General features: G+C 43.2%; 16 protein-coding genes and 1 tRNA gene. 8 read left to right on the forward strand and 9 right to left on the reverse strand.

Annotated features, from left to right (window positions below):
* Positions 1-28 precede the first annotated feature (28 nt).
* Positions 29-1516 carry a leucyl aminopeptidase gene (locus N746_RS0108810; RefSeq protein ID WP_029935868.1) on the forward strand — a complete coding sequence of 496 codons (1488 nt, stop codon included), beginning with the start codon at positions 29-31 and terminating at the stop codon, positions 1514-1516.
* A 1-nt stretch (position 1517) separates the two neighbouring features.
* The gene (locus N746_RS0108815; RefSeq protein ID WP_029935870.1) at positions 1518-1943 is read left to right on the forward strand and encodes a DNA polymerase III subunit chi; all 426 of its coding nucleotides are present in this window, start codon (positions 1518-1520) and stop codon (positions 1941-1943) included.
* A 43-nt stretch (positions 1944-1986) separates the two neighbouring features.
* Here the strand turns inward: N746_RS0108815 and N746_RS0108820 are convergent, their stop codons facing one another.
* Positions 1987-2616, reverse strand: a complete 630-nt coding sequence (locus N746_RS0108820) for a response regulator (protein WP_051678603.1) — start codon at positions 2614-2616, stop codon at positions 1987-1989.
* A gap of 150 nt (positions 2617-2766) precedes the next feature.
* Between N746_RS0108820 and N746_RS0108825 the strand changes: the two genes are divergently transcribed.
* Together N746_RS0108825 and N746_RS0108830 are read left to right on the forward strand one after the other, a co-directional pair.
* The gene (locus N746_RS0108825; RefSeq protein ID WP_029935877.1) at positions 2767-3810 is read left to right on the forward strand and encodes a type IV pilus twitching motility protein PilT; all 1044 of its coding nucleotides are present in this window, start codon (positions 2767-2769) and stop codon (positions 3808-3810) included.
* A gap of 122 nt (positions 3811-3932) precedes the next feature.
* Positions 3933-4802, forward strand: coding sequence for a M14 family zinc carboxypeptidase (locus N746_RS0108830; RefSeq protein WP_029935879.1), 870 nt, complete (start codon positions 3933-3935; stop codon positions 4800-4802).
* A gap of 122 nt (positions 4803-4924) precedes the next feature.
* Here the strand turns inward: N746_RS0108830 and N746_RS0108835 are convergent, their stop codons facing one another.
* Genes N746_RS0108835 through uvrB form a run of 3 tightly spaced genes read right to left on the reverse strand, consistent with a single transcriptional unit; the run spans position 4925 to position 9013 of the window.
* The gene (locus N746_RS0108835; RefSeq protein WP_051678604.1) at positions 4925-6037 is read right to left on the reverse strand and encodes a L,D-transpeptidase family protein; all 1113 of its coding nucleotides are present in this window, start codon (positions 6035-6037) and stop codon (positions 4925-4927) included.
* Positions 6024-6938 carry a L,D-transpeptidase Cds6 family protein gene (locus N746_RS0108840; protein ID WP_029935882.1) on the reverse strand — a complete coding sequence of 305 codons (915 nt, stop codon included), beginning with the start codon at positions 6936-6938 and terminating at the stop codon, positions 6024-6026. Before N746_RS0108840 ends, N746_RS0108835 begins: the two co-directional genes overlap by 14 nt.
* A 38-nt stretch (positions 6939-6976) precedes the next feature.
* Positions 6977-9013: an excinuclease ABC subunit UvrB gene (gene uvrB / locus N746_RS0108845; protein ID WP_029935883.1), complete on the reverse strand. Its 2037-nt coding sequence runs from the start codon at positions 9011-9013 to the stop codon at positions 6977-6979.
* A gap of 131 nt (positions 9014-9144) precedes the next feature.
* Between uvrB and N746_RS0108850 the strand changes: the two genes are divergently transcribed.
* On the forward strand, positions 9145-10326 hold the full coding sequence (locus tag N746_RS0108850; RefSeq protein WP_029935884.1) for a pyridoxal phosphate-dependent aminotransferase: 1182 nt from the start codon (positions 9145-9147) through the stop codon (positions 10324-10326).
* 85 nt (positions 10327-10411) lie between these two features.
* Here N746_RS0108850 and N746_RS0108855 read toward each other — a convergent pair whose 3' ends face one another.
* Together N746_RS0108855 and N746_RS0108860 are read right to left on the reverse strand one after the other, a co-directional pair.
* On the reverse strand, positions 10412-10867 hold the full coding sequence (locus N746_RS0108855) for a hypothetical protein (protein ID WP_029935885.1): 456 nt from the start codon (positions 10865-10867) through the stop codon (positions 10412-10414).
* A complete protein-coding gene (locus N746_RS0108860) occupies positions 10857-11804 on the reverse strand; it encodes a PilZ domain-containing protein (RefSeq protein ID WP_029935887.1) in 948 nt (315 codons plus the stop codon). The genes N746_RS0108855 and N746_RS0108860 overlap by 11 nt, the downstream gene beginning before the upstream one ends.
* A gap of 160 nt (positions 11805-11964) precedes the next feature.
* On the opposite strand from N746_RS0108860, the gene N746_RS0108865 reads away from it, so the two are divergent.
* Positions 11965-12041 (forward strand) — tRNA-Arg (locus N746_RS0108865).
* A gap of 68 nt (positions 12042-12109) precedes the next feature.
* Positions 12110-13387: a 23S rRNA (uracil(1939)-C(5))-methyltransferase RlmD gene (gene rlmD, locus N746_RS0108870; protein ID WP_029935888.1), complete on the forward strand. Its 1278-nt coding sequence runs from the start codon at positions 12110-12112 to the stop codon at positions 13385-13387.
* A gap of 88 nt (positions 13388-13475) precedes the next feature.
* On the opposite strand, the gene N746_RS10715 is transcribed toward rlmD, so the two are convergent.
* The 3 genes from N746_RS10715 to N746_RS0108885 form a co-directional block, all read right to left on the reverse strand.
* Positions 13476-16121: a methyl-accepting chemotaxis protein gene (locus tag N746_RS10715; RefSeq protein WP_051678605.1), complete on the reverse strand. Its 2646-nt coding sequence runs from the start codon at positions 16119-16121 to the stop codon at positions 13476-13478.
* Positions 16122-16285: 164 nt separating this feature from the next.
* Positions 16286-19405, reverse strand: coding sequence for an efflux RND transporter permease subunit (locus tag N746_RS0108880; RefSeq protein ID WP_029935894.1), 3120 nt, complete (start codon positions 19403-19405; stop codon positions 16286-16288).
* A complete protein-coding gene (locus N746_RS0108885; protein ID WP_029935902.1) occupies positions 19402-20466 on the reverse strand; it encodes an efflux RND transporter periplasmic adaptor subunit in 1065 nt (354 codons plus the stop codon). The genes N746_RS0108880 and N746_RS0108885 overlap by 4 nt, the downstream gene beginning before the upstream one ends.
* Before the next feature lie 213 nt (positions 20467-20679).
* Between N746_RS0108885 and hemH the strand changes: the two genes are divergently transcribed.
* A complete protein-coding gene (gene hemH / locus N746_RS0108890; RefSeq protein WP_029935903.1) occupies positions 20680-21798 on the forward strand; it encodes a ferrochelatase in 1119 nt (372 codons plus the stop codon).
* Positions 21799-21812: the final 14 nt, after the last annotated feature.

Genomic DNA, 21812 nt, shown 5'->3' on the forward strand with positions numbered 1-21812 from the left:
AAATGTCTGACCGAAAAGGAATTACACAATGAAAAAAATCCATTTTAACTTAATCCCCAATCCAAACCTGACTAACTTCGACACCCTAGTTTTACCCGTGTTTGACAAAGGTCGATCTATTAGTGCGGCCGCCAGTTTTGGTTTACATGAACTGATTGAAAAGCTTGATGCACAAGATGACTTTAAAGGTAAGTGCGGTCAAACCTTAATGCTATTAAATCAAAACCTCCTCAATGGTGCGCGCTTATTGTTAGTTGGCCTTGGTGACCCAGATAAATTGACCGCTAAAAGCTATATTAGCGCAATCCAAGCGATGGCCAAAGCGCTTGACAACAGCGGTGCTTGCCAGATTCTCGACACCACTCATTTGGCGACACCAAGCGATCAGCTTGGTCAGTGGGGACTTTTCCAAAACAGTTTAATTCTGCAACGTAGTTTTTATGACTATGCCCACGCCAGCCGTGGCGAACATACCGCCAAAGACCCGAAATTAAGCCAAGTCACGTTTATGTCTGAAGACAGTCAAGAATACAAACTAGCGGTGTCACAAGGTCAAGCGACCGCAATTGGCATGGCGTTAACCCAAGACCTCGCCAACATGCCGAGCAACTTCTGCACCCCCGCTTATTTGGCCGAAACCGCGATTGAACTCGGTAAACAGGCGGGCTTTAACGTTCAAGTATTAGAGCGTGAACAAATGCTTGAAATGGGCATGGGGGCCTTTATGTCAGTTGCTCAGGGTACCGACACCCCACCCAAAATGATTTCGATTCAATACCAAGGTGGCTCAGCGGATCAAGCCCCAATTGCACTAGTAGGCAAAGGCGTAACCTTTGATACCGGCGGTATTTCACTTAAGCCTGGCGCCAGTATGGATGAAATGAAATACGATATGGGTGGTGCGGCCACGGTACTAGGTGTATTCCAAGCATTGGCCGAGCTTAAGCCTAATATTAATGTGGTCGGTGTGATCCCGTCTACTGAAAACATGCCCTCTGGCAATGCGGTCAAGCCGGGCGATGTGGTTACATCCTTGTCGGGTCAAACCATTGAAGTATTAAATACCGATGCCGAAGGTCGCTTGTTATTGTGTGACGCCCTCACCTATGCACAGCAAACTTACCAACCAGGCCTGGTGATTGATATCGCCACCTTAACGGGCGCTTGTATTATTGCGTTGGGCAACCATGTTTCGGGCTTACTAGGGAACGACCAAGCATTGATTGACCAACTGTTAAAAGCAGGTAACACAACTTATGATCGTTTCTGGCAACTGCCACTAGGCGAAGAATGGGATGAGCAGCTTAAATCAAACTTTGCGGATATGGCCAACATTGGGGGTCGCGAAGCCGGTACAATTACTGCCGCTCAGTTTTTAGCACGCTATACCAAAGACGTTAAATGGGCACACTTGGATATTGCCGGAACGGCTTGGCAGTCGGGCGCGAACAAAGGGGCATCCGGTCGCCCAGTACCCGCCTTAGTTGAGTTCATCCTTCAACAAGCGCAATCCTAAAATGAGCCAAGACGTTGTCTTTTATGTGCTGAGCAGCAGCGACCTAGCTTCGCGTGAGCGTTTTCTAACTAAGCTGCTGCTTAAAACTCAGCAGCAAAAACGTCGCGTTGACGTGCGTTTTGCACACATTCAAGAGGCTGAACGCTTTGATCAGACCCTTTGGGCTCAGCCGCCACATAGTTATCTGCCGCACGCTGTCGAACAGGCGCTACCTGCGCCTATTCAATTGTTTGGGGCGGAAATTACACGTAGCTGTCAAGATGTGTTGATTAATTTACATCCAAACTTATCTTCGGAGTTTCAAAATTATCAACGCACCATTGAGGTATTAGATCAATCTGCGGAACTCATTGAAAAAGGACGCCAGCGCTGGCGTGAATATAAAGAACAAGGCTTTGAACCAACCCTGCATAAAATTGAAAGCTAAGCACCAGGCCTGGTGCTTAGCTTTACTCTAACGCGCCTCATAGTTAAGAGGCGTTTGCTCTATCCAAATCAATACCGTGTTTACGAATTAAATAATATAAATTTTCACGCCTTAAACCTAATCGGTCAGCGGCCATTTTTACATTGAAGTCCGATTCATTAAGCACACGTTTAACCAATTGCGCTTCAAAATGGTCTTTGGTGACTTTTAAGCCATCTTCTTCCAAAGTCGAATTAAAGTGAATCGCATAAGTACCTTCATCTTGTAAACTACGTTCCGCATCAAAGAACATCAAAGAACGCTCAATCGCGTCGACTAACTTTTCCACCGAAACCGGTTTTTCAAAAAAGTCAAACGCGCCCTGACGAATCGCTTGCACGGCGGCCTCTTGTTTATCTCGACCTGTTAATACAATAATTTTTATCGCCGGGTGACGTTCCAAAATTTCACGCATGGTATCCAACCCCGCTTCCATCGAGTCAGGTTTAGGCGGTAGCCCCAAATCTTGAATCACGCAACGAATGTCTACATGATCTTCCAAAACCTTCAAAGCGCTATAACGATCTTCAGACGTTAGAACATCGTAGCCTTTTAAACTCAAAACCGAACTTAACATCTTGCTTAAAGCTAAATCATCTTCGACAATCAGTAACTGCGTTGGTTGCATATCCATTCACTCTCTTTTAAAGCGGATTCCGAGCGGACTCCATCCAATTTTTTTGATTATATCACCTGATAATTAGCAGGGGATTCATTCTGCACCAGACTCGCAAAAAATTAACCATCCGTCTATAATCGAACCACAATTGCCTCAAGGATTGATATGGACATCACCGAACTTTTAACTTTTAGCGTTCAACAAGATGCCTCCGACTTGCATTTATCAGCCGGTCTTGCCCCTATGTTACGCACCCAAGGCGATGTGCGTCGGATTGACACGCCAGCCTTAGACGCCGACACCATTCAAACCCTAATATACGGCATTATGAATGAAGTTCAACGTCAACAGTTTGAACGCGACCTAGAAGCAGATTTTTCATTTGAGCTGCCAGATATCGCACGCTTTCGAGTAAACGTGTTTAAGCAAAATCGTGGTATAAGTGCTGTATTTCGCACTATTCCAAGTCAAGTTTTAACACTTGAACAGTTAAACGCACCGGATATTTTTAAAGAACTCGCGTTAATGCCGCGTGGTTTAGTTTTAGTCACCGGACCGACAGGTTCTGGCAAATCAACTACGCTGGCCGCGATGGTGGACTTTATTAACCAAAATCAATATGCACATATATTGACCATAGAAGACCCTATTGAATTCGTTCACACACCCATGCGTTGTTTAATTAACCAGCGTGAAGTTCACCGAGATACCCTAAGCTTCAACAATGCGTTGCGCTCAGCACTAAGAGAAGACCCAGATGTAATTCTGGTAGGCGAATTACGTGACCTTGAAACGATTCGCTTGGCTTTAACGGCAGCTGAAACAGGCCACTTGGTATTTGGTACCCTACACACTAGTTCGGCCGCTAAAACCATTGATCGTATTATTGATGTATTCCCCGCCGAAGAAAAGCAAATGGTTCGTTCAATGCTAGCTGAGTCTCTACGAGGGGTTATATCTCAAACCCTTCTTAAATCTCTAAATGGTGGCCGTGTGGCGGCACATGAAATCATGCTAGGCTCATCGGCTATTCGTAATTTAATTCGTGAGGATAAAGTGCCTCAAATGTATTCGGCGATTCAAACCTCACAACAACTTGGCATGCAAACACTTGACCAACACTTGCAAAAGCTCGTTGAAAGCCAGCAAATTAGTTTTCAAGAAGCAAAACACAAAGCGGTCAACAAACAGCTTTTTAACGATGCATAGTATTTTTGGTGCGTCAAAATAGAACCTTATCCGAGATAAACCTTTAAGTTTGTTTTATCTAAATAACAAAACACAGAAGAACAAGCTAAAATGAACAGTATATTGCATACTAAGGGTCGTTGATGAAATCATCTTATTTACGCACAATCATAGGCTGCCTATTGGGTGCATCCTTCGGCTTACCACTTCATGCCGAAACTAAAATTACGGCGATTGATGAGTTTTGCCAGAACTGGTCTGAAAAGCTGCGCACCGTTGAATATGAGCAATGTAAAGAGTTTAAACTAATTGGGAACGACCACAAAAGTGTGCATGGGTTACCATTATTACATCGCGAATTCACCCCAATTAACGGTAAGCGTCCTAAAGCACGTGTGTTGGCAATTGGCGGTGTACACGGTGATGAGTACTCAGCTATTAGCATCAGTTATTTGTGGATGAAAACGATGCTTAAAAATCCACAAGACGTGGATCATCATTGGTTGTTCTTACCTTTGGCTAATCCAGATGGATTATTTGTGCAACCGGCGACTCGTCAAAACGCTAATGGTGTGGACTTAAACCGAAACTTCCCAACCAGCGACTGGGAAGAAAAGGCTGTACGTTTTTGGCATAGTTTTTATGCTGCCAACCCAAGACGCAATCCCGGAAGCGGACCAGCCAGCGAACCAGAGACCCAATGGCAGGTTAGCATCATCAAAGCATTTCAGCCAGATGCCATTATTTCTATCCACGCACCTTATGGTTTATTGGATTACGATGGCCCAGACTTTGTAAGACCAGATAAAGTAGGTCATTTAAGGCTTCATCAACTAGGTACCTTTCCAGGCTCACTTGGTCGTTACGCAGGTGAAGAACTGAATATCCCAGTATTAACGATTGAACTGGATTCCGCCGGACGCCTACCCAGTGAAGATGAAATTAAACAAATCTGGCATGATATGGGTATTTGGATAGACGGCAAACTTAAACCAACCGAGTTTGATTTTTAACACGTTTTATAAAGCACACAAACAAGCAAAACAAGTTTCTACAAACCAAAAAGCCTAGATTGCAAATAGCAACCTAGGCTTTTTTATTAACACAACGTAGATTTAAATGACTCAACTACTCATTAAGATAAGCTTGTTTTAATCATCACTGGATCCGTGGTTTGTAATACCAACTGCCAACCACCATCATGACCGCGACGCCAATATTGGTGAACTAAATGTCCATCGTTTTCAACTGACGGAAAGGTCGCATAATACAAACCTTCTTCACTTGGATAACGATACACACTGACTTTACCCCAATCGAAGTTTTGCCCTTGATCTACCAACCAAGCATTAATTTCTGTTAGTACAGCTAACTTCTCAGCCTCAAAAAATACCGACTCTACCTTTTCATCTAGAATCACAACAGGCGTTGCTAAGCTCACGTTATATTTTGCGACTAGGCTACTCATCTCATCATTATTGAGTACCACACAGCCTTGGCTAGATTGAGGTGGCCGACTAAAAGTATTGCTCGGCGTACCATGTAACCAAATACCATGTCCTGTACGACCCAGGGATTGATCCCAAATATTTGGGTAGTTTAAGGGTAACGCACCGACACCAAATAAATCCGCTAGACGCTCACCGGGAACCCAGTCCGTAATATGATAAACCCCAATAGGGGTTTTACGGTCACCTTCAACTTGTTTTCCCCCACCAGCCGTCCCCATCGAAACGTAATAATCCGTTAACAAATCTAGCTGACCCTGGTTGTTTTGATACAAATACAAGCGACTTTTAGCTAAATTAACCACAATTACATGAGGTTGATTGCCCACTTTTAAAACTGAATGGGCTAAGGTCACGTTCGCTTGATTTTCATCACTATGTGCATGACGCCAACGCACTTCAGCTTCTTGTTTATAACGGCCAACGGTACGTGGATTACTTGTGTGGATTTGATTAAGTAAACCGAAATTACCTGCGCGCATTGATAACAAATCTGCATGAATCAACTGAGCTAAACGGTAGTCCGGATAGTTTTTGGTTAACTCGGCCGATAATGCAATAGCCTCATCCAACTCTAAATACTGAATATTTTTTAACGTTTCGATGAGCATTTTTTCAGCTAACGCAGACTCGGGTGAACCAGAAGTTAAAGCTGCCGGAGCCCAAGCTATACAAGCCGATAAAAGCACGGTTTTCCACCAAACGGAACTAAGCGCAAAACATGACTTAACGGATTTCATTGGTAACAACCTCTTGCACAATTTTCCACTGCCCTGCTGTTTTTTCCAACAACAAAACTTTGATTACTTCGTCCTGCACTATATTAGATCTATAACGCTGATTAAAGGTAAATCTTACCAGGGTTTCACTTAAAGGCGTCAATTTCACATCTGATACATAAACCTCTATAAAACGAGGCCCTGTCACACTGCGTTCACGTGCATTTCGCCACGCTTTGAGACTTTGGCTGTTGGCTGGCACAAAATTATCGCTATATGACGCCAAGTAATCCGTTACATTTTTACTTGACCATGCCTGACGCCACGCTTCAACAGCCTGCGTCACTTGTTGCTGCTCAGCAAAGTCAGAATTAACCACTTTAACGTCTGAGGCTTCAGTTAAGGCCAGCCATTGACCTTTTGGTGCAACCACATCTAACCGGCTAAATACCTGTTTATAGGCTTTTTGCGCTTGGAAGGCGTACAACTGATTAAGATTACCCAGCGCTTTCGATACCTGTTTATTTGCATGTAAACTTTGTTCTAAAATAGTTTGCGCTTGTTGATATTCACCTTGTTGCATTAACAATACAGCCACATTGTTGCCAAGTTCTAAACTGTTTGGAAACTGCAAACGCAACGCTTGCCAAGTTTCTAGTGCGGCCTTCGAATCTTGTTGTTTTAAACTTAACCAGCCTTGTAAATAACCTCGTTGGAACTTGGAAAGCTCGGCCTTGTCTAAAAGATTTTTAGCTAATTCAAACTGCTCATCATCAATTGCTTGTTGAACCTCTAAAGCCGGATCAACAGAACCGGCGCCGCTATCCGCATCTAAGTTAGCAAGAGCCAGGGATAAAACCGCCATTAATGCTAAGCCAACAGGCCATTTTATCGATTTGGGTTGCACCACTTTTTTTAACACACAGCTTTCCTTTAAATTTTTGGTATAACTTAACTATTTTAACGTAAATCACCAATTCCCACCATACCTGCTTTCAGCCTTTTCAATTGATCTCTTAATTGTGCTGCTTCTTCAAAATTCAATGACTTAGCCGCCGCATACATCGACTTTTCAGTTTGCTTAATCATCCTAGCCAACTCAGCCGGGCGCAAAGTCGATAAATCCTGTTCTGTATAATCACCTGTTGCTTCGGCCACCTTACTTTCTCCAGGCTTTCTAGAAGGTTTGCTAGCATAGGGAGAGTGCTCCAGAATATCAGCGACTTTTTTACGCAACGCCGTCGGCGTAATACCATGCTCCAAATTAAATTCAACCTGCTTCTGACGTCGACGCTCCGATTCTTCAATCGCGGCTTGCATAGAACGGGTCATTTTATCGGCGTACAAAATCGCCCGACCATCTGGATTACGCGCCGCTCGTCCCATGGTTTGAATTAAAGAGCGCTCTGAGCGTAAAAACCCTTCTTTATCGGCATCCAAAATCGCCACCAAGGATACTTCGGGAATATCCAAACCTTCACGTAACAAGTTGATCCCAACAAGCACATCAAATTCACCATTACGCAAGTCACGTATTATTTCAATCCGCTCAACCGTATCAATATCCGAATGCAAATAACGTACTCGCACATTGTGATCTTCTAAATAATCGGTTAAATCTTCTGCCATACGCTTGGTCAAAGTTGTCACAAGAACACGCTGACCTTTTTCAACAATCAACCTTATTTCACCCAATAAATCATCTACCTGTGTGGTAGCGGGCCGAATTTCAATCACAGGGTCTAACAAACCTGTTGGACGCACAACCTGTTCTACGACTTTTGAGCTGTGTTCTAACTCATAGTTTGCGGGGGTGGCCGATACGAATATGGTTTGAGGCATTAGCCCTTCAAATTCGTCAAACTTCATTGGCCGGTTATCCATGGCGGACGGGAGGCGAAAGCCATAATTCACCAAATTTTCTTTACGTGATCTGTCTCCCTTATACATGCCGCCAATTTGCGGAATCGTCACATGACTTTCATCAATCACCATCAAGGCATTTTTAGGCAAATAATCAATTAAGGTCGGTGGCGGCGCCCCCTCCTCTCGACCAGATAAATAGCGCGAATAATTCTCGATGCCCTGGCAATACCCAAGTTCCATCATCATTTCAATATCGAGCCGAGTTCGCTCTTCTAAACGTTGAGCCTCCACTAACTTGTTTAAACTACGCAACTCGTCGAGTCGACTTTTTAACTCGACTTTGACTTTTTCAATCGTTTCGATCACACGCTCTCGGGGCGTAACATAATGCGACTTGGGATAAACGGTGACACGCGTTACCTTACTAATAATTTCACCTGTTAAAGGATCAAACCAACTTAATGCTTCAACTTCATCATCAAACAACTCAATCCTAACCGCGTATTGTTCGGCTTCGGCTGGATAAACATCAACCACATCACCGCGAACTCTGAACGTACCACGATACATTTCAAAATCATTACGTGTGTATTGCATCGTCACCAGCTTGGCTAAAATATCGCGCTGCGTAATCGGGTCACCCAAGCGTAATTGCAAAATCATACTTAGGTATTGATCAGGATCACCCAAACCATAAATTGCCGATACCGTGGCAATCAAAATCACATCTGGGCGTTCCATTAAAGCTTTAGTAGCAGATAAACGAAGCTGTTCGATCTGCTCATTAACCGAGGCATCTTTTGCAATATAAGTATCGGAGGCTGGTACATAAGCTTCAGGCTGATAATAATCGTAATAAGATACAAAATACTCAACTGCATTATTTGGGAAAAAACTTTTCATCTCCCCATAAAGCTGAGCCGCCAGCGTTTTATTGTGCGCCATAATAATGGTAGGGCGCTGAACCCTTTTGATCACGTTTGCAATCGTATAGGTTTTGCCCGAACCGGTCACACCCAGCAATGTTTGAAAAGCTTCGCCGTCCTGCAAACCTTCCACCAGGCCTGCAATAGCAGTAGGCTGATCCCCTGCAGGTTGATACTGTGAAACCAATTCAAATGCTTTTGCCATATAACCCCTTAAAACTTATTTCGCAAACGGCTTTAAATAACGCTTAAATGCAGTAAAATAAAACCTTATTTTACATCTAAAAAACCTGTGCGCTTCAGATGTGCACCATTATACAAACCTGAGAGAGAGAAATGGCCTTGCTTTCCGATCGTGTTAATCGCGTAAAACCTTCCTTAACCCTCGTTATTTCAGCTAAAGCGGCTGAACTTAAACGCGCTGGCAAAGATATTATAAGCTTGGGAGCGGGCGAACCTGATTTCGATACGCCCGATCATATCAAAGCCGCCGGCATCAAGGCTATTGAACAAGGTGATACGCGTTATACCGCAGTAGATGGCACACCCGACCTGAAAGTGGCGATTCAGGCTAAGTTTAAACGTGACAACGGCTTAGACTACGATTTAAATGAAATCCTAGTTTCGAGTGGTGGCAAACAAAGTTTTTACAACTTATGCCAAGCGGTACTAAACGATGGTGATGAAGTGATTATCCCGGCACCATATTGGGTTTCCTACCCTGACATGGCATTATTAGCGGGCGGTGAGCCGGTGATTATCGAAACCGGAATTGAACAGAGTTTTAAAATTACACCCGCGCAATTATCCGATGCAATCAATGCAAAAACCAAGTTATTTGTTATCAATAGCCCGTCTAACCCAACAGGTGCCATTTACAGTAGCAACGAACTGAGTGCCCTAGCGGAAGTATTGCGCCAACACCCCCAGGTACTAATCGCTTGTGATGACATGTATGAACATATTGTGTTAGGTGACACACCTTTCACGACATTACTTGAGGCTTGTCCAGACTTAAAAGATCGCACCTTGGTTTTAAATGGCGTCTCCAAAGCCTATTCAATGACCGGTTGGCGAATTGGTTATGCCGCTGGTCCAGAAGCCATTATTAAAGCCATGAAAACCGTGCAGTCACAGAGCACATCAAACCCTTGCTCGATTTCACAAGCGGCATCCGTGGCTGCTTTAAATGGCCCACAGGATTGTATTAACACCATGTTAGATGCGTTTAAACAGCGTCACCAATTCGTGGTTGAACGTGTTAACCAGATTCCTGGCTTTAAATGCTTGCCTGCCGATGGGGCTTTTTATATGTTTATTAATATTGCCAAAGCGATGCAAATGAAAGGCTTTACGAGTGATGCGGATATGGCCACGGCGATTTTAGAAGAAGTCGAAGTGGCGGCCGTTCCAGGTTCTGGATTTGGCGCTGAAGGCCACCTACGTATTTCATTCGCCACCAGCTTAGACAATTTAAAAGTGGCGTTAGATCGCATGGATCACTTCATGCAAAGCTAGTTCCGCAATCATGTTTTCCCGCTAAACAAAAAAGCCGAGCAAAATATTTAAATATCTACTCGGCTTTTTTACATACAAACCTACCTTAACGACACCAATCCACAGAAACATCACTGCTGTCTTTCACGGAACCATTGCCATTCATTGTTTTAGACTGACGGGTGAACTTGCTAGCGGTCAACATCCAGTTAGAAAAAACGGGATAAGTTTGTCGCGTTAACTCGGCCATTTTCTCTGGGTCCGAACTTGGAAAGTCCAGCATACGCGCCGCCAATCGGAAAATAATCTGCATATTATCTGCGTCTAACGTTTGCGGATTAAAATAAGTTATCTTACTTAATACAATGCGTGAACGAACTAGATCCAAGTCATCACCTTCCGGCATTTTATCTTTAAAATAGCGTTCAACCAGGCCTGGTTGTGACCAATTCAAAATATTAATCATGGGTTCTATGCCCAACATAGCCATTGAACCCTTTCTAAATCTTAACGGAATTTCTGCTAAAAAACCTTTCTCGAGTTTATAGTTTTTATCCAGCATTGGCCATCCAGTCAGCACACTGGCTAATTTCGAATTGATTCATGATTTTCTGAATTAACATCTGTTGCGAGCGATCCGGAAAATCAAAGTTAATACGCAAACAATAATGAGCCGTTTTTGCCACCGGATCACAAGCCACTACCGAACCCTTAATACCGATTACCGAAGCATAACTATCCGAATGAAAAGCCACACATACTGACTCACCCGGCTTAAGCGCTTTTGACTGCTCTAGCCTTATGCCACCTTCACTTAAGTTGGCCGTAATCGATTCCCATTGAGTTGGATAGCGCTTCAATACGGAGTCTTTCTGAAATTCTAAAAAACTGTCTAAACTTAGATTTACATACTCAGTTAATACGCGAATAAACTGAGGTAAAGCCAAGCCATCAAATTTTGAGTTTTTTAGTATTGATAAGTTTTGATCGGCTTGCGTTGGTGTAATGCACAAAAGCTGACGGTATTTGATTTCACGACTGTCTGAGTTCTGTGCCATATAATGGAGTTCGTTCAGGTAAGCTTTTATTTTATTTTCAATGCCTTTAAAAAAGGCATAACTTTTTGGCGCGCTGACCTTGTAGGCTTCAAGATGCTCATTTTCAGCTTTAGCTAATCTTAAATTTCGACTATAGTCCTCAAGTTTAAAAGGAGCTCGCCCAGCCTGCACAGCCTGCATCACATCATTGAAAAAAGCGATGCGTTTTATGATGTCTTTTAATACGACACCCGCTAAATCGGTATCTTCTTTAACTTTCGCTAACCAATCTTTGGCTTCGACTAGTTTATCGCTAGCTAAAGCCTGGCGTTGCTTAGTCAAGTAAATGGTGGGCGTCGCAAAGAAATCACAAGCCGGAATACGATTACGCGGCAGAATGTGAGCATAAACCGGCATATCGAGTCGAAAAAAACGTCGGCTATCTATTGTGCTTGAACTCATTTATAACGCCTGTTAATACATTAATACCGATTATACTCAAAGTTCGCTTCGCTTGGCAAAAACACTCAGGGAATTTCTGAGTCCTAGTCCATCCGCCAACTTCGCAGATTGTTTTCAAAACTCGTATTTAAAATCCTTTATAATGAGCTCACAAGAATAAGCGCCCGTAGCTCAGCTGGATAGAGCGCTGCCCTCCGGAGGCAGAGGTCTGGGGTTCGAATCCCTTCGGGCGCACCATTAAGAATCAACCCAAGCCTTTATACCCTACCATCCTAAAACTCATTTAATCATCAACTGGTTTTAATATGAAACTTCCCCAAAGACGTACTCAACCCAAAAAACACAAAACCCAAAGACCCAGTACTTTATCTGGAGTTTACTCTGGCTTAAAGATTGAAGGCCTTACGCACGATGGTCGTGGTGTGGGTCATATTAACGGCAAAGCCGTATTCATTAAAAATGCCTTACCCGACGAAGTGGTTGATATAAAAATTCAGCAGGATCAAGCCCAATTTGCACAAGCTCGTGTGATGAAGTGGCTGGAGATTTCAGCTGATCGGGTAACACCTTTTTGTGAAAATTACGATCGTTGTGGAGGTTGTAGCCTTCAGCATTTAAGCTATGACAAACAGGTTTTTTGGAAACAAAAAAATCTCATTGAGCAACTCACTAAAAGTCTCGATACTCGCCGATTGGTTATCGAACCTATGCAAACTTCTGATCCCCAAGGTTATCGCCGACGCGCTCGAATGTTTCTTGTAAAGCAAGCCTCTCAACCAAAAGGGCTCGATAAACAGGCTAAACTAGGGTTTCGCGAACTCAATAGTGAACAAGTTGTCGATATTGAAAACTGCCCTGTGTTAACGCCCGCTTTACAAAAAACTATGCAATCAATTCGTTTTGAGCTGCTTCCGTTGGCCAGCCGCCAATCTAAAGAAATTCATTTAAGTGAATCGGAGCAAGGCATTTGGGTGGATTCAAACGTTTATAAAAAGAGCCCTAACAACACCAAAAATCAACCGCCTTATTACAACCTAAGAGACTTAAAAATCCAATTTGACCCGACAGGTTTTATCCAGGTTAATAGCCCTGTGAACGAATCATTAGTCGAGCAAGCTTTGAGCTGGTTAGCGCTTTCGCCAGGTTCAACTCTGCTTGATCTGTTTTGTGGTGTGGGCAACTTTAGTTTACCTGCCGCAAAAATGGCCAACCAAGTAGTGGGGGTTGAAGGCAATAGCGCAGCGGTTGAGCTAGCTAAAAGCAATGCTAGTCTAAATAAATTAAATAATTTGACCTTTCACAAAGCTGATTTATTTGAAAAGTCTGACCACCAGGCCTGGTGGTCAGACTACGATGCCGTGTTGCTTGATCCTGGCCGTTTGGGTGCGAAAACATTGTGTCAGAACATAGGTGAGTTAAATGCACAGCGTATTGTTTATGTATCTTGTCAAAGTGATACTTTAATTCGTGACTTACAGGTTATTGAACAGCAAGGCTACCGCCTCAAGCGGATTCAATTGTTCGATATGTTTCCCAACACCAGTCATATTGAAAGTTTAGTATTAATGGAAAAGCTAACCTAAATAGGCAAGCTTGCCATTTTAAATGCTAACCGATAAAAAAAGCACCTTACGGTGCTTTTTTTATCGCTGTAAAAGTTACAAGCTATTATTAAAACTCTTCCCACTCACTCTCATTTTTTTCCGACCTAGCTTGGGGTTTTGCTTCTGTCTTAGTCTTAATTTTCGTTTCAGACATTTTTGGCTGATCTAAGGATTTAGCTTTAACCTCAGTTTTTTCGTCTGAACGAGCAGACGGTAGCTGAGTTTGCGTAGCTGGCTTGACCCCAATTTTGGCTTGAGGTTTTATTCTATTCGAATTCGCACCTGTTTTGAAAAACGCCATATTGCGACTTAATTCGGTTGCCTGCTCACTCATACTTTCAGCGGCCGCTGATGTTTCTTCAACCAACGCGGCATTTTGCTGAGTCGCACCATCTATATCACTAATCGCCGTATGTACTTGTGAAACCCCTTCGGCTTGTTCGCTAGAGGCTCGAGCAATTTGGTTAATCATGCCCGTGACCTGCTCAATCGAACCTGTAATGGATGCTAAACGCTCGCCAGACTCACTCGCCAACCGCGTACCGTCATCAATACGCGACACACTTTCATCAATTAAGTTTTTAATGTCTTTCGCCGCTTCGGCGGACTTTTGCGCCAAAGCTCGAACCTCACCTGCAACAACCGCAAAGCCACGGCCATGATCACCCGCGCGAGCAGCCTCAACGGCCGCATTAAGGGCTAACAAATTCGTCTGGAATGCAATCCCATCAATTAAAGTCACAATATCTGAAATTTTATGGCTCGATTCTTGAATCGAGTTCATCGCATTAATGGTTTGCTGCATGACCTGCTGACCTTGTCCAGCCTCTTTTTGAACCTTACTTGCGACTTCAGCCGCTTGTTGTGAATTATCAGTATTGTTCTGAACAGCTGAGTTCATTTCGTCCATCGTTGCAGAGGTTTGTTCCAATGCAGCCGCTTGCTCTTGAACACGTTGGCTCAAATCTAACGCGCCACGTGATACTTCATCAGAAGCGTTACTAACAATATCCGCAGCCTGCATGGCTTGCGATACAATTTCAGCCAATTTTTCAAGTGATTGGTTAACCGCATCTTTTAAGGTTTTTAAATCACCCTCGTAATCCGCCACGATTGACTGAGTCAAATCACCTTCACTTTGCGCCACGACAATACGTGTAATATCTTTAATCGCATCATCCAGCTGTTCCATTGACTCATTAATGCGCTCTTTCAACACACTCATTTCACCGCGTGCTTCTAACTCTACTCGATGACCAAACTGACCCTCCGACATATAGCCCATGACTTCATTTATCTGCGCAATAATGGCATTCATTTCATTCATAGCCGATTGCGCATTGTTCATCATGGTTAGGTATTCACCTTTTGCCTGACAATCAATATCAATTTTAAAATCACCGTCATGCATGGCTTGCATAGTTTGACCTAACTGCTTCATCACCTGAGCAATATTATCTGCACTGTCATTTACGCCAATTTTTAATTTATCTAAATCACCAACATACTTACCTGCAATACGGTGACTAAAATCACCTTGAGAAATAGCACTCACCGTTTCATTCGCTTCATTCAAAGCCTTGCTAATCTGTTCCAGCAACTCATTAAGCGCATTAGCCGTTCTACCAACCTCATCCATCGAGCCAACGTCTGCTCGCAGACTAAAGTTACCGGTACGCATAATATTATCGGTTGTTTGTTGAACTTTTTGTAACGGTTTAATGACCATACGTCCAATCGCGACAACTAAAGCAAAGGTAAGGAAAAATATACCTAATAACACGCCTATCAATGACATCCAAGCAGCATTCATTGCTTTTTCAATTGGCCCTAAATAAACCGATTTATCCATAACAAACATATGGCGACCAAAAACTAAGCCTTCCTCATCATAAGCAGGTAAATCAATAAAAACCTTTCCACCACCTAAATAAAGAGCTCTCTTTTCGCCATCAACTGGCTTAAAGAATTTCGTTACTTTTTCAACTATCGCTTCATCAAACCAACGGTTACTCGCTAAAATATAATTTTCGCTAACCGGTTTATTATTATCTACGTTCGGCATATCACCATACTTTTCTGCAATATAACGTTTATCTGCCATTAACACGTAATCAATATCTAAATTATTTCTAAAATCTTTTGTAACTGAACCTAGGCCTTGTAACAGCGAGATCATCCCCATAAACTCACCATCATCCATCACTGGTGAAATCGCAACAACACCCACACCTTTTGCGCCCACACCAAGCGCACCAAACGCTTGTTTTTCTTTCATCGCACGTCTTACTAACGGACTATTTGAAGCATCTTGACCATAACTTTCAAGATCCCACGATCGCACTAACATACGACCATCAGCTGTGAATAATATAGTGCCTATGTTTTTAAAAGGGGATTTAGAACGAAAACCTTCACGCACTTCGGCAAACAATGGAAGAACCGACTCTCGATCTTCAACATACAAAGCTTCAATCACATTTTTTTGTAAGGTCATTGCAGTTGCACCCATAATGCCGCTTTGTACTTTTAATTCCATCGCCGCATCAACATGAACTTTCATTTCTTTCAAAAGATTTTGTTCAATGTCTTTTTTAACCGGTTTGACAGAGGTGAAATACATCATAGAACCAACTAGAAGTGCGACAATCACACCTACTGTAGAAGCAATTCCGATGACTTTAAGATTGAGTGATGATGAACGATTCGACATAATTAAACCCCTTAAAAGCGAATAGTAAAATTATTATACATGTAGAAATACAACTTAATCGAACTTTTGCATTAAGCACTCTCACCAAAGTTATTGATATACAATAAAAAACACTTACTATAACGTGCTAACCCGTTTACTTTAAGCGTCTTAAATTACTTAAACTAAACCCTGGTTAAATCCCCTAACTCTGTTTCTAATTTACGTTCGTTAACGCCTGCGGGCTGACTATATTTACCGAGCCATTGATAAACAACAGGAATAACAAACAAGGTGAATAAGGTGGCTAACGAAACCCCCCACAACAATACAATACCTATCACATAACGGGTTTCTGCACCGGCACCAGAAGAAATAACCAGAGGAACCGCCCCCACTACCGTTGTAATCGCGGTCATCAATATGGGGCGTAAACGTAGGCAAGCCGCTTCGAACAAGGCCTCGGAAAAAGCTTGGCCTTTATCTCTTAATTGGTTAGCGAATTCAACGATTAACACCCCGTTTTTGGTTGATAGCCCAACCAGCATCACTAGTCCAATTTGAGTGTAAATATTTAAACTCAATCCATGCAACCATAAACCCCACAGACCACCGGCCACAGCTAAGGGTACGGTAAACATAATAATAAATGGGCTAATAAAGCTCTCAAACTGTGCCGCTAATACTAAAAACACCACAACCATTCCCAACAAAAATACAAACAGCACCGCATTTCCTGAAGTTTGAAACTCACGTGATTGACCTTTGTAGTCAATCATAGCGTCATTCGGCAAATGAGTTCTCGCCAGGTTTTCTAAGTGGCTTAAGGCTTCACCCAGTGTGTAGTCGCCTACCAAATTGGCTTCAATCGTAATCGCTCGCATCCGGTTATAACGATTTAAAGATCCTGAATCCGCAAACTCCTCAATACTCACGAGGCTCGCTAATGAAATTAATTCTTGAGTCGTGTTTGATCGCACATAAATATTATCTAAACTCTTTGGCGTTCTAAAATCGGCACGCTCAGCTTCTAAAATAATATCGTATTCCTCACCCTGCTCTACAAAGGTAGTCACCTTACGAGAACCTAGCAGAGTTTGTAACGTTCGACCGATATCCAAAGTTGTCACACCTAAATCAGCAGCGCGTTCATAATCGATTTGGACGCGTAACTGAGGTTTGGTCTCTTTATAATCTGAGTCAATTCCTTCTAAGCCCGGGTTATTTTCTTGCAACTTATCCAGCATAATATTTCGCCATTCGGCTAACTGTTCATAGCTACCACCACCTATCACGAATTGCACTGGCTTCTGTACACGCCCGCCAATACCTTGCCTCATCACCGGAAACGCTCGAACCCCCGGTAAATCAGCCAGTTTTTGGCGCACACCCTGCATGATTTCAAAAGCCGAACGTCGCTCCGACCAATCATTCAAAACCAGAATGGCAATACCTGTATTGAATACTTGGGTACTGCTAAACCCACGTGGTGAACGAACTAACAAACGATTGACTTCGCCTGAATCGACTAATGGCATCAATCGAGCTTCGATTTCATTAATATAATCCTTCATGTAATCATGTGTCGCGCCCTCAGGCCCTGAAATCAGTACAAAGAAAGCCCCTCGATCTTCTTTGGGCGCATATTCTTGAGGCAGGTTTTGCATTAGAAAATAAGACGCATACAGGGTCGCGCCAAAAATTCCGGCAATTAGCCATGGCCAACGTAGAGCAAACGTTAAAGCAGGACGGTAAAGTCGGATCCAAATATTAGGGCTTTGCGAAACATGTTCGGCATCAAAGTCGATATGTGAAGGATTTGATTTACCTGGCTTTAATAATTTAGATGCTAAAGCAGGAGACAAAGTTAAGGCGACCCAGCTTGAAAATAAAACGGCCACCGCTAGCGTAATCGCAAACTCGCTAAATAGCCGCCCCAAGTTGCCCTCAAGAAAACTGATTGGAACAAATACGGCGACCAATACCAAAGTCGTCGCGACAACCGCAAAACCAACTTGGCGTGTGCCTACAAAAGCGGCGCTTAGAGGTGAATACCCCTTCTCAATATGACGTTGTACATTTTCAAGTACTACGATCGCATCATCCACCACTAAGCCGATGGCTAATACTAAAGCCAACAAAGTTAAGATGTTGATTGAAAAGCCTAGCATCCACAACACCCAAAAAGTAGCTATCAATGAAACGGGAACTGTCACCAACGGAATAATGGCCACACGCACACTGCGTAAAAAGGCAAAGATAACCAACATCACCAAGCCAATTGCAATCGCTAGGGTTTTATAGACTTCAGTTATTGCACTTTTCACAAATACTGAACTGTCATAACTGGGCTTAATCGCCATACCATCGGGTAGAATCTTGTTTAATCTTATCACTTCTGCCTTAGCGACTTCGGCTACCGTTAAGATGTTGGCGGTCGATTGTTTAATAATCCCTAAGCCCACCATAGGTAACTCGTTACCTCTAAATAGGTTACGATTTTCAATCGCGCCTTTCTCGATTCTAGCAATGTCACCGAGTCTCACTAGGTTCATGCCATCGCCTTGTACGACCACCAAACGTTCAAAATCTTCGGCTGAAACGAGTTGACGATCAACACGGACACTAAACGACATCTCCTTCATCGTCACCATACCAGCCGGCAACTCGACATTAGATTGCTGCAACGCTTGCTCTACATCGGCTACGGTTAGACCGCGTGATGTCATGGCATCCGAGTCCAGCCACAAGCGCATAGCGTATTCTTGACCGCCACCAATTCGTACACGTGCCACACCATCCAGCACCGAAAAACGATCAACTAAATAACGGTTTGCATAGTCGGTTAACTGAGGCACGGTCATATTATCGGCTGTCAGGTTAAACCACATAATGACGTCGTCATCACCATCGACCTTCTCAACTTCTGGTGGATCCGCTTCGATTGGCAATTCTCTGGCCAATCTGGATACGCGGTCACGCACATCATTGGCGGCGGCATCGATATCTCGATTAATATCAAACTCAATCGTAATCTTTGAGCGGCCATCCGATGAGGTGGATTGGATGTATTGAATTCCCTCTACACCGGCAATCCTGTCTTCAATGATTTTAGTGATACGAGATTCGATGACAGCCGCAGACGCGCCCGCATAAGTCGTGGTTATAGATACAATGGGCGGATCAATATTTGGGTATTCGCGGAGCGATAAACGATCAAACGCCACCAAACCAAAGGCGACTAACAACAGTGACATAACCGCAGCCAGTACCGGACGCTTTACGGACACATCGGACAACATCATAATGAAGTATCCTCATCCATTTTGGATTGTACTGGGAGTTTATCCATAGCTTTAACAACTTGCCCGGGACGAACACGTAAAGCGCCTTCGCTGACAATTTTATCGCCGAGTTTTAATCCTCTTTTCACTTCCACCAGGCCTGGTTGTCTTAAACCTAGCGTTACTTTTATTCGGTTAACTTTGTAAAGTCCATCCGACTCTGGTTTTAATTGATACACATAATGATGCTCTGCGATTGGTACGATTGCCGTTTCAGGCACAAGCAAAACCGAGCGTGGTTTTTGTTGAAGTTCAACATTCATTAACATGCCAGGTACCAAACGGTTATCTGGATTACTTAACTTGGCTCGAACAGGGATACTCCGAGTCCGAATATCCACCGTAGGTAAAATAGTCTCTATTTGTGCAATAAACTCCTGATCCGCGTAAGCATCTGTTTTGGCAAGCACCTTATCCCCTACCTTTAATTCGGTTAAAAACCGACTTGGCACGCTAAAATCTAGTTTCATTTCAGTCAAGTCTTGCAACTTGGTAACCAGAGTTCCAGGCGTTAATAATGCACCTTCACTAATCTGGCGGATACTGACACGACCGGAAAACGGCGCACTCAACTTTAACTTCTCTAGTCTAGCTTGCAATACGGTTTCTTTCGCGCGCGCCAAATCCCATTCACGCTTGTACTCATCTAAGGTTGACTGGGCAATATCACCACGTTTGTACAAGGGTAGATAACGATCATAAAGCTGCTTAGCGTTATCGGTGGCAATTTTGAGCTCATCCAGCGTTGCACGCTCTTCGGCACTTTTTAGCTGCACCAACAACTGACCCTTTTTAACAAAGTCACCATCATTAAAATGAATAGAGTCTACTTTTTCAGTAACAGTTGAACTAATCTCAACTGATTCACTGGCCTTCAAATCCCCTAAGGCTTGAATATTTTCAATAATTTGTTGCTCAAATACCTCAGCGGATAATACCGACTGTGGCTGTTTAGCTTGCGAAACCAACCCATAAGTCGCGAGTAAAAACCCAATCAATGAACTCGTAAAAATTAGCCGCATACTTTTAAATCTCATATTGTTATCATGTTGTACGAATTGTATTTTTTGTTCATCATAATAGGCGGTATTCACAAAACTGAGAATTAAATGTGAATACCAAAAACCACGCTAAAAGCCGTGTTCTCAAACGATTACAATAACTGTTTTTTATTCTTGTCATTTTATACACATCCTATACAATAAAGTAACTTTTTAGCAAAATAAGAGATCGCTATGTTTTATCACAACAATACTCACTACCAGCACGGAGATGAAGCGGCAACCGGCGTTTTAATTACCAACCTAGGTACACCGGATGCCCCAACTAAACAAGCGTTAAAGCCTTATTTAAAAGAATTTTTATGGGATCCACGCGTGGTTGAACCGCCACCCGCACGCTGGTTATGGTGGTTAATTTTAAATGGGATTATTTTGAACACTCGTCCAGCCAAATCGGCTGAAGCTTATGCTGAAGTTTGGGGGTCAGAAGGTCCAGGCTCTCCGTTGCTTGATATTACACAGCGCCAGTTGGATGGCATCAGTGAACAACTTCGGCCCCATTTTAAAGGCAAGGTCGTATTCGAATTGGCGATGCGTTATGGCAACCCTTCCGTTGAATCAGCACTTAAAAAACTTGAAGCGCAAGGGGTTCAACGTTTAATTGTCATGCCACTTTATCCTCAATATGCGGGTGCCACAACGGCTTCGACATTTGATAAAGTTACCGAAGTCTTGCGCGGTTGGCGCTGGTTGCCCGAACTTCGTTTTATAAACCATTATCATCGTCACCCTGGCTATATCAAAGCGCTGGCCAACTCGATTCGTGAACATCAAGCCGAACACGGCAAACCAGATTTACTCGTCATGTCTTACCATGGCGTACCAAAACGTTATCTAGACAATGGCGACCCTTATCACTGCGAATGCCATGTTACGTCTCGCTTAGTGGCTGAAGAATTAGGACTAAGCAAAGACGAATACCGGGTCACTTTCCAATCGTTATTTGGCAAAGAAGAATGGATCAAACCTTATACGGATGCCACTATGAAAGCGTTACCCGGTGAAGGTGTTAAGCACGTACAGGTTATCTGCCCCGGTTTTTCAGCAGATTGTTTGGAAACCATCGAAGAAATTGACGGGGAAAACCGTGAATACTTTGAGCACGCTGGTGGCGAGAAGTTCAGCTACATCAAAGCACTCAATAGTCGCCAAGATCACACCGAAGCGCTTTCCGATATCATCCTACAACATACTCAGGGTTGGTATGAACGCGATGGCTTCGACGCCGAGCAAGATGCAGCCGAACGTGAAAAGGTGAAAGCCAATGCACGCGCGATGGGTTGCCCATTTTAAATAGAGCTTGAATA

This window comes from Thiomicrospira pelophila DSM 1534 (assembly GCF_000711195.1).
Classification (GTDB): Bacteria; Pseudomonadota; Gammaproteobacteria; order Thiomicrospirales; family Thiomicrospiraceae; genus Thiomicrospira; species Thiomicrospira pelophila.

Bases quoted from the DNA above. Each gene is read 5' to 3' on its own strand.
- N746_RS0108810 (WP_029935868.1), top strand. From the start codon at position 29: ATGAAAAAAATCCATTTTAACTTAATCCCCAATCCAAACCTGACTAAC.
- N746_RS0108815 (WP_029935870.1), top strand. From the start codon at position 1,518: ATGAGCCAAGACGTTGTCTTTTATGTGCTGAGCAGCAGCGACCTAGCT.
- N746_RS0108820 (WP_051678603.1), bottom strand. From the start codon at position 2,616: ATGGATATGCAACCAACGCAGTTACTGATTGTCGAAGATGATTTAGCT.
- N746_RS0108825 (WP_029935877.1), top strand. From the start codon at position 2,767: ATGGACATCACCGAACTTTTAACTTTTAGCGTTCAACAAGATGCCTCC.
- N746_RS0108830 (WP_029935879.1), top strand. From the start codon at position 3,933: ATGAAATCATCTTATTTACGCACAATCATAGGCTGCCTATTGGGTGCA.
- N746_RS0108835 (WP_051678604.1), bottom strand. From the start codon at position 6,037: ATGAAATCCGTTAAGTCATGTTTTGCGCTTAGTTCCGTTTGGTGGAAA.
- uvrB (WP_029935883.1), bottom strand. From the start codon at position 9,013: ATGGCAAAAGCATTTGAATTGGTTTCACAGTATCAACCTGCAGGGGAT.
- N746_RS0108850 (WP_029935884.1), top strand. From the start codon at position 9,145: ATGGCCTTGCTTTCCGATCGTGTTAATCGCGTAAAACCTTCCTTAACC.
- N746_RS0108855 (WP_029935885.1), bottom strand. From the start codon at position 10,867: ATGCTGGATAAAAACTATAAACTCGAGAAAGGTTTTTTAGCAGAAATT.
- N746_RS0108860 (WP_029935887.1), bottom strand. From the start codon at position 11,804: ATGAGTTCAAGCACAATAGATAGCCGACGTTTTTTTCGACTCGATATG.
- rlmD (WP_029935888.1), top strand. From the start codon at position 12,110: ATGAAACTTCCCCAAAGACGTACTCAACCCAAAAAACACAAAACCCAA.
- N746_RS10715 (WP_051678605.1), bottom strand. From the start codon at position 16,121: ATGTCGAATCGTTCATCATCACTCAATCTTAAAGTCATCGGAATTGCT.
- N746_RS0108880 (WP_029935894.1), bottom strand. From the start codon at position 19,405: ATGATGTTGTCCGATGTGTCCGTAAAGCGTCCGGTACTGGCTGCGGTT.
- N746_RS0108885 (WP_029935902.1), bottom strand. From the start codon at position 20,466: ATGCGGCTAATTTTTACGAGTTCATTGATTGGGTTTTTACTCGCGACT.
- hemH (WP_029935903.1), top strand. From the start codon at position 20,680: ATGTTTTATCACAACAATACTCACTACCAGCACGGAGATGAAGCGGCA.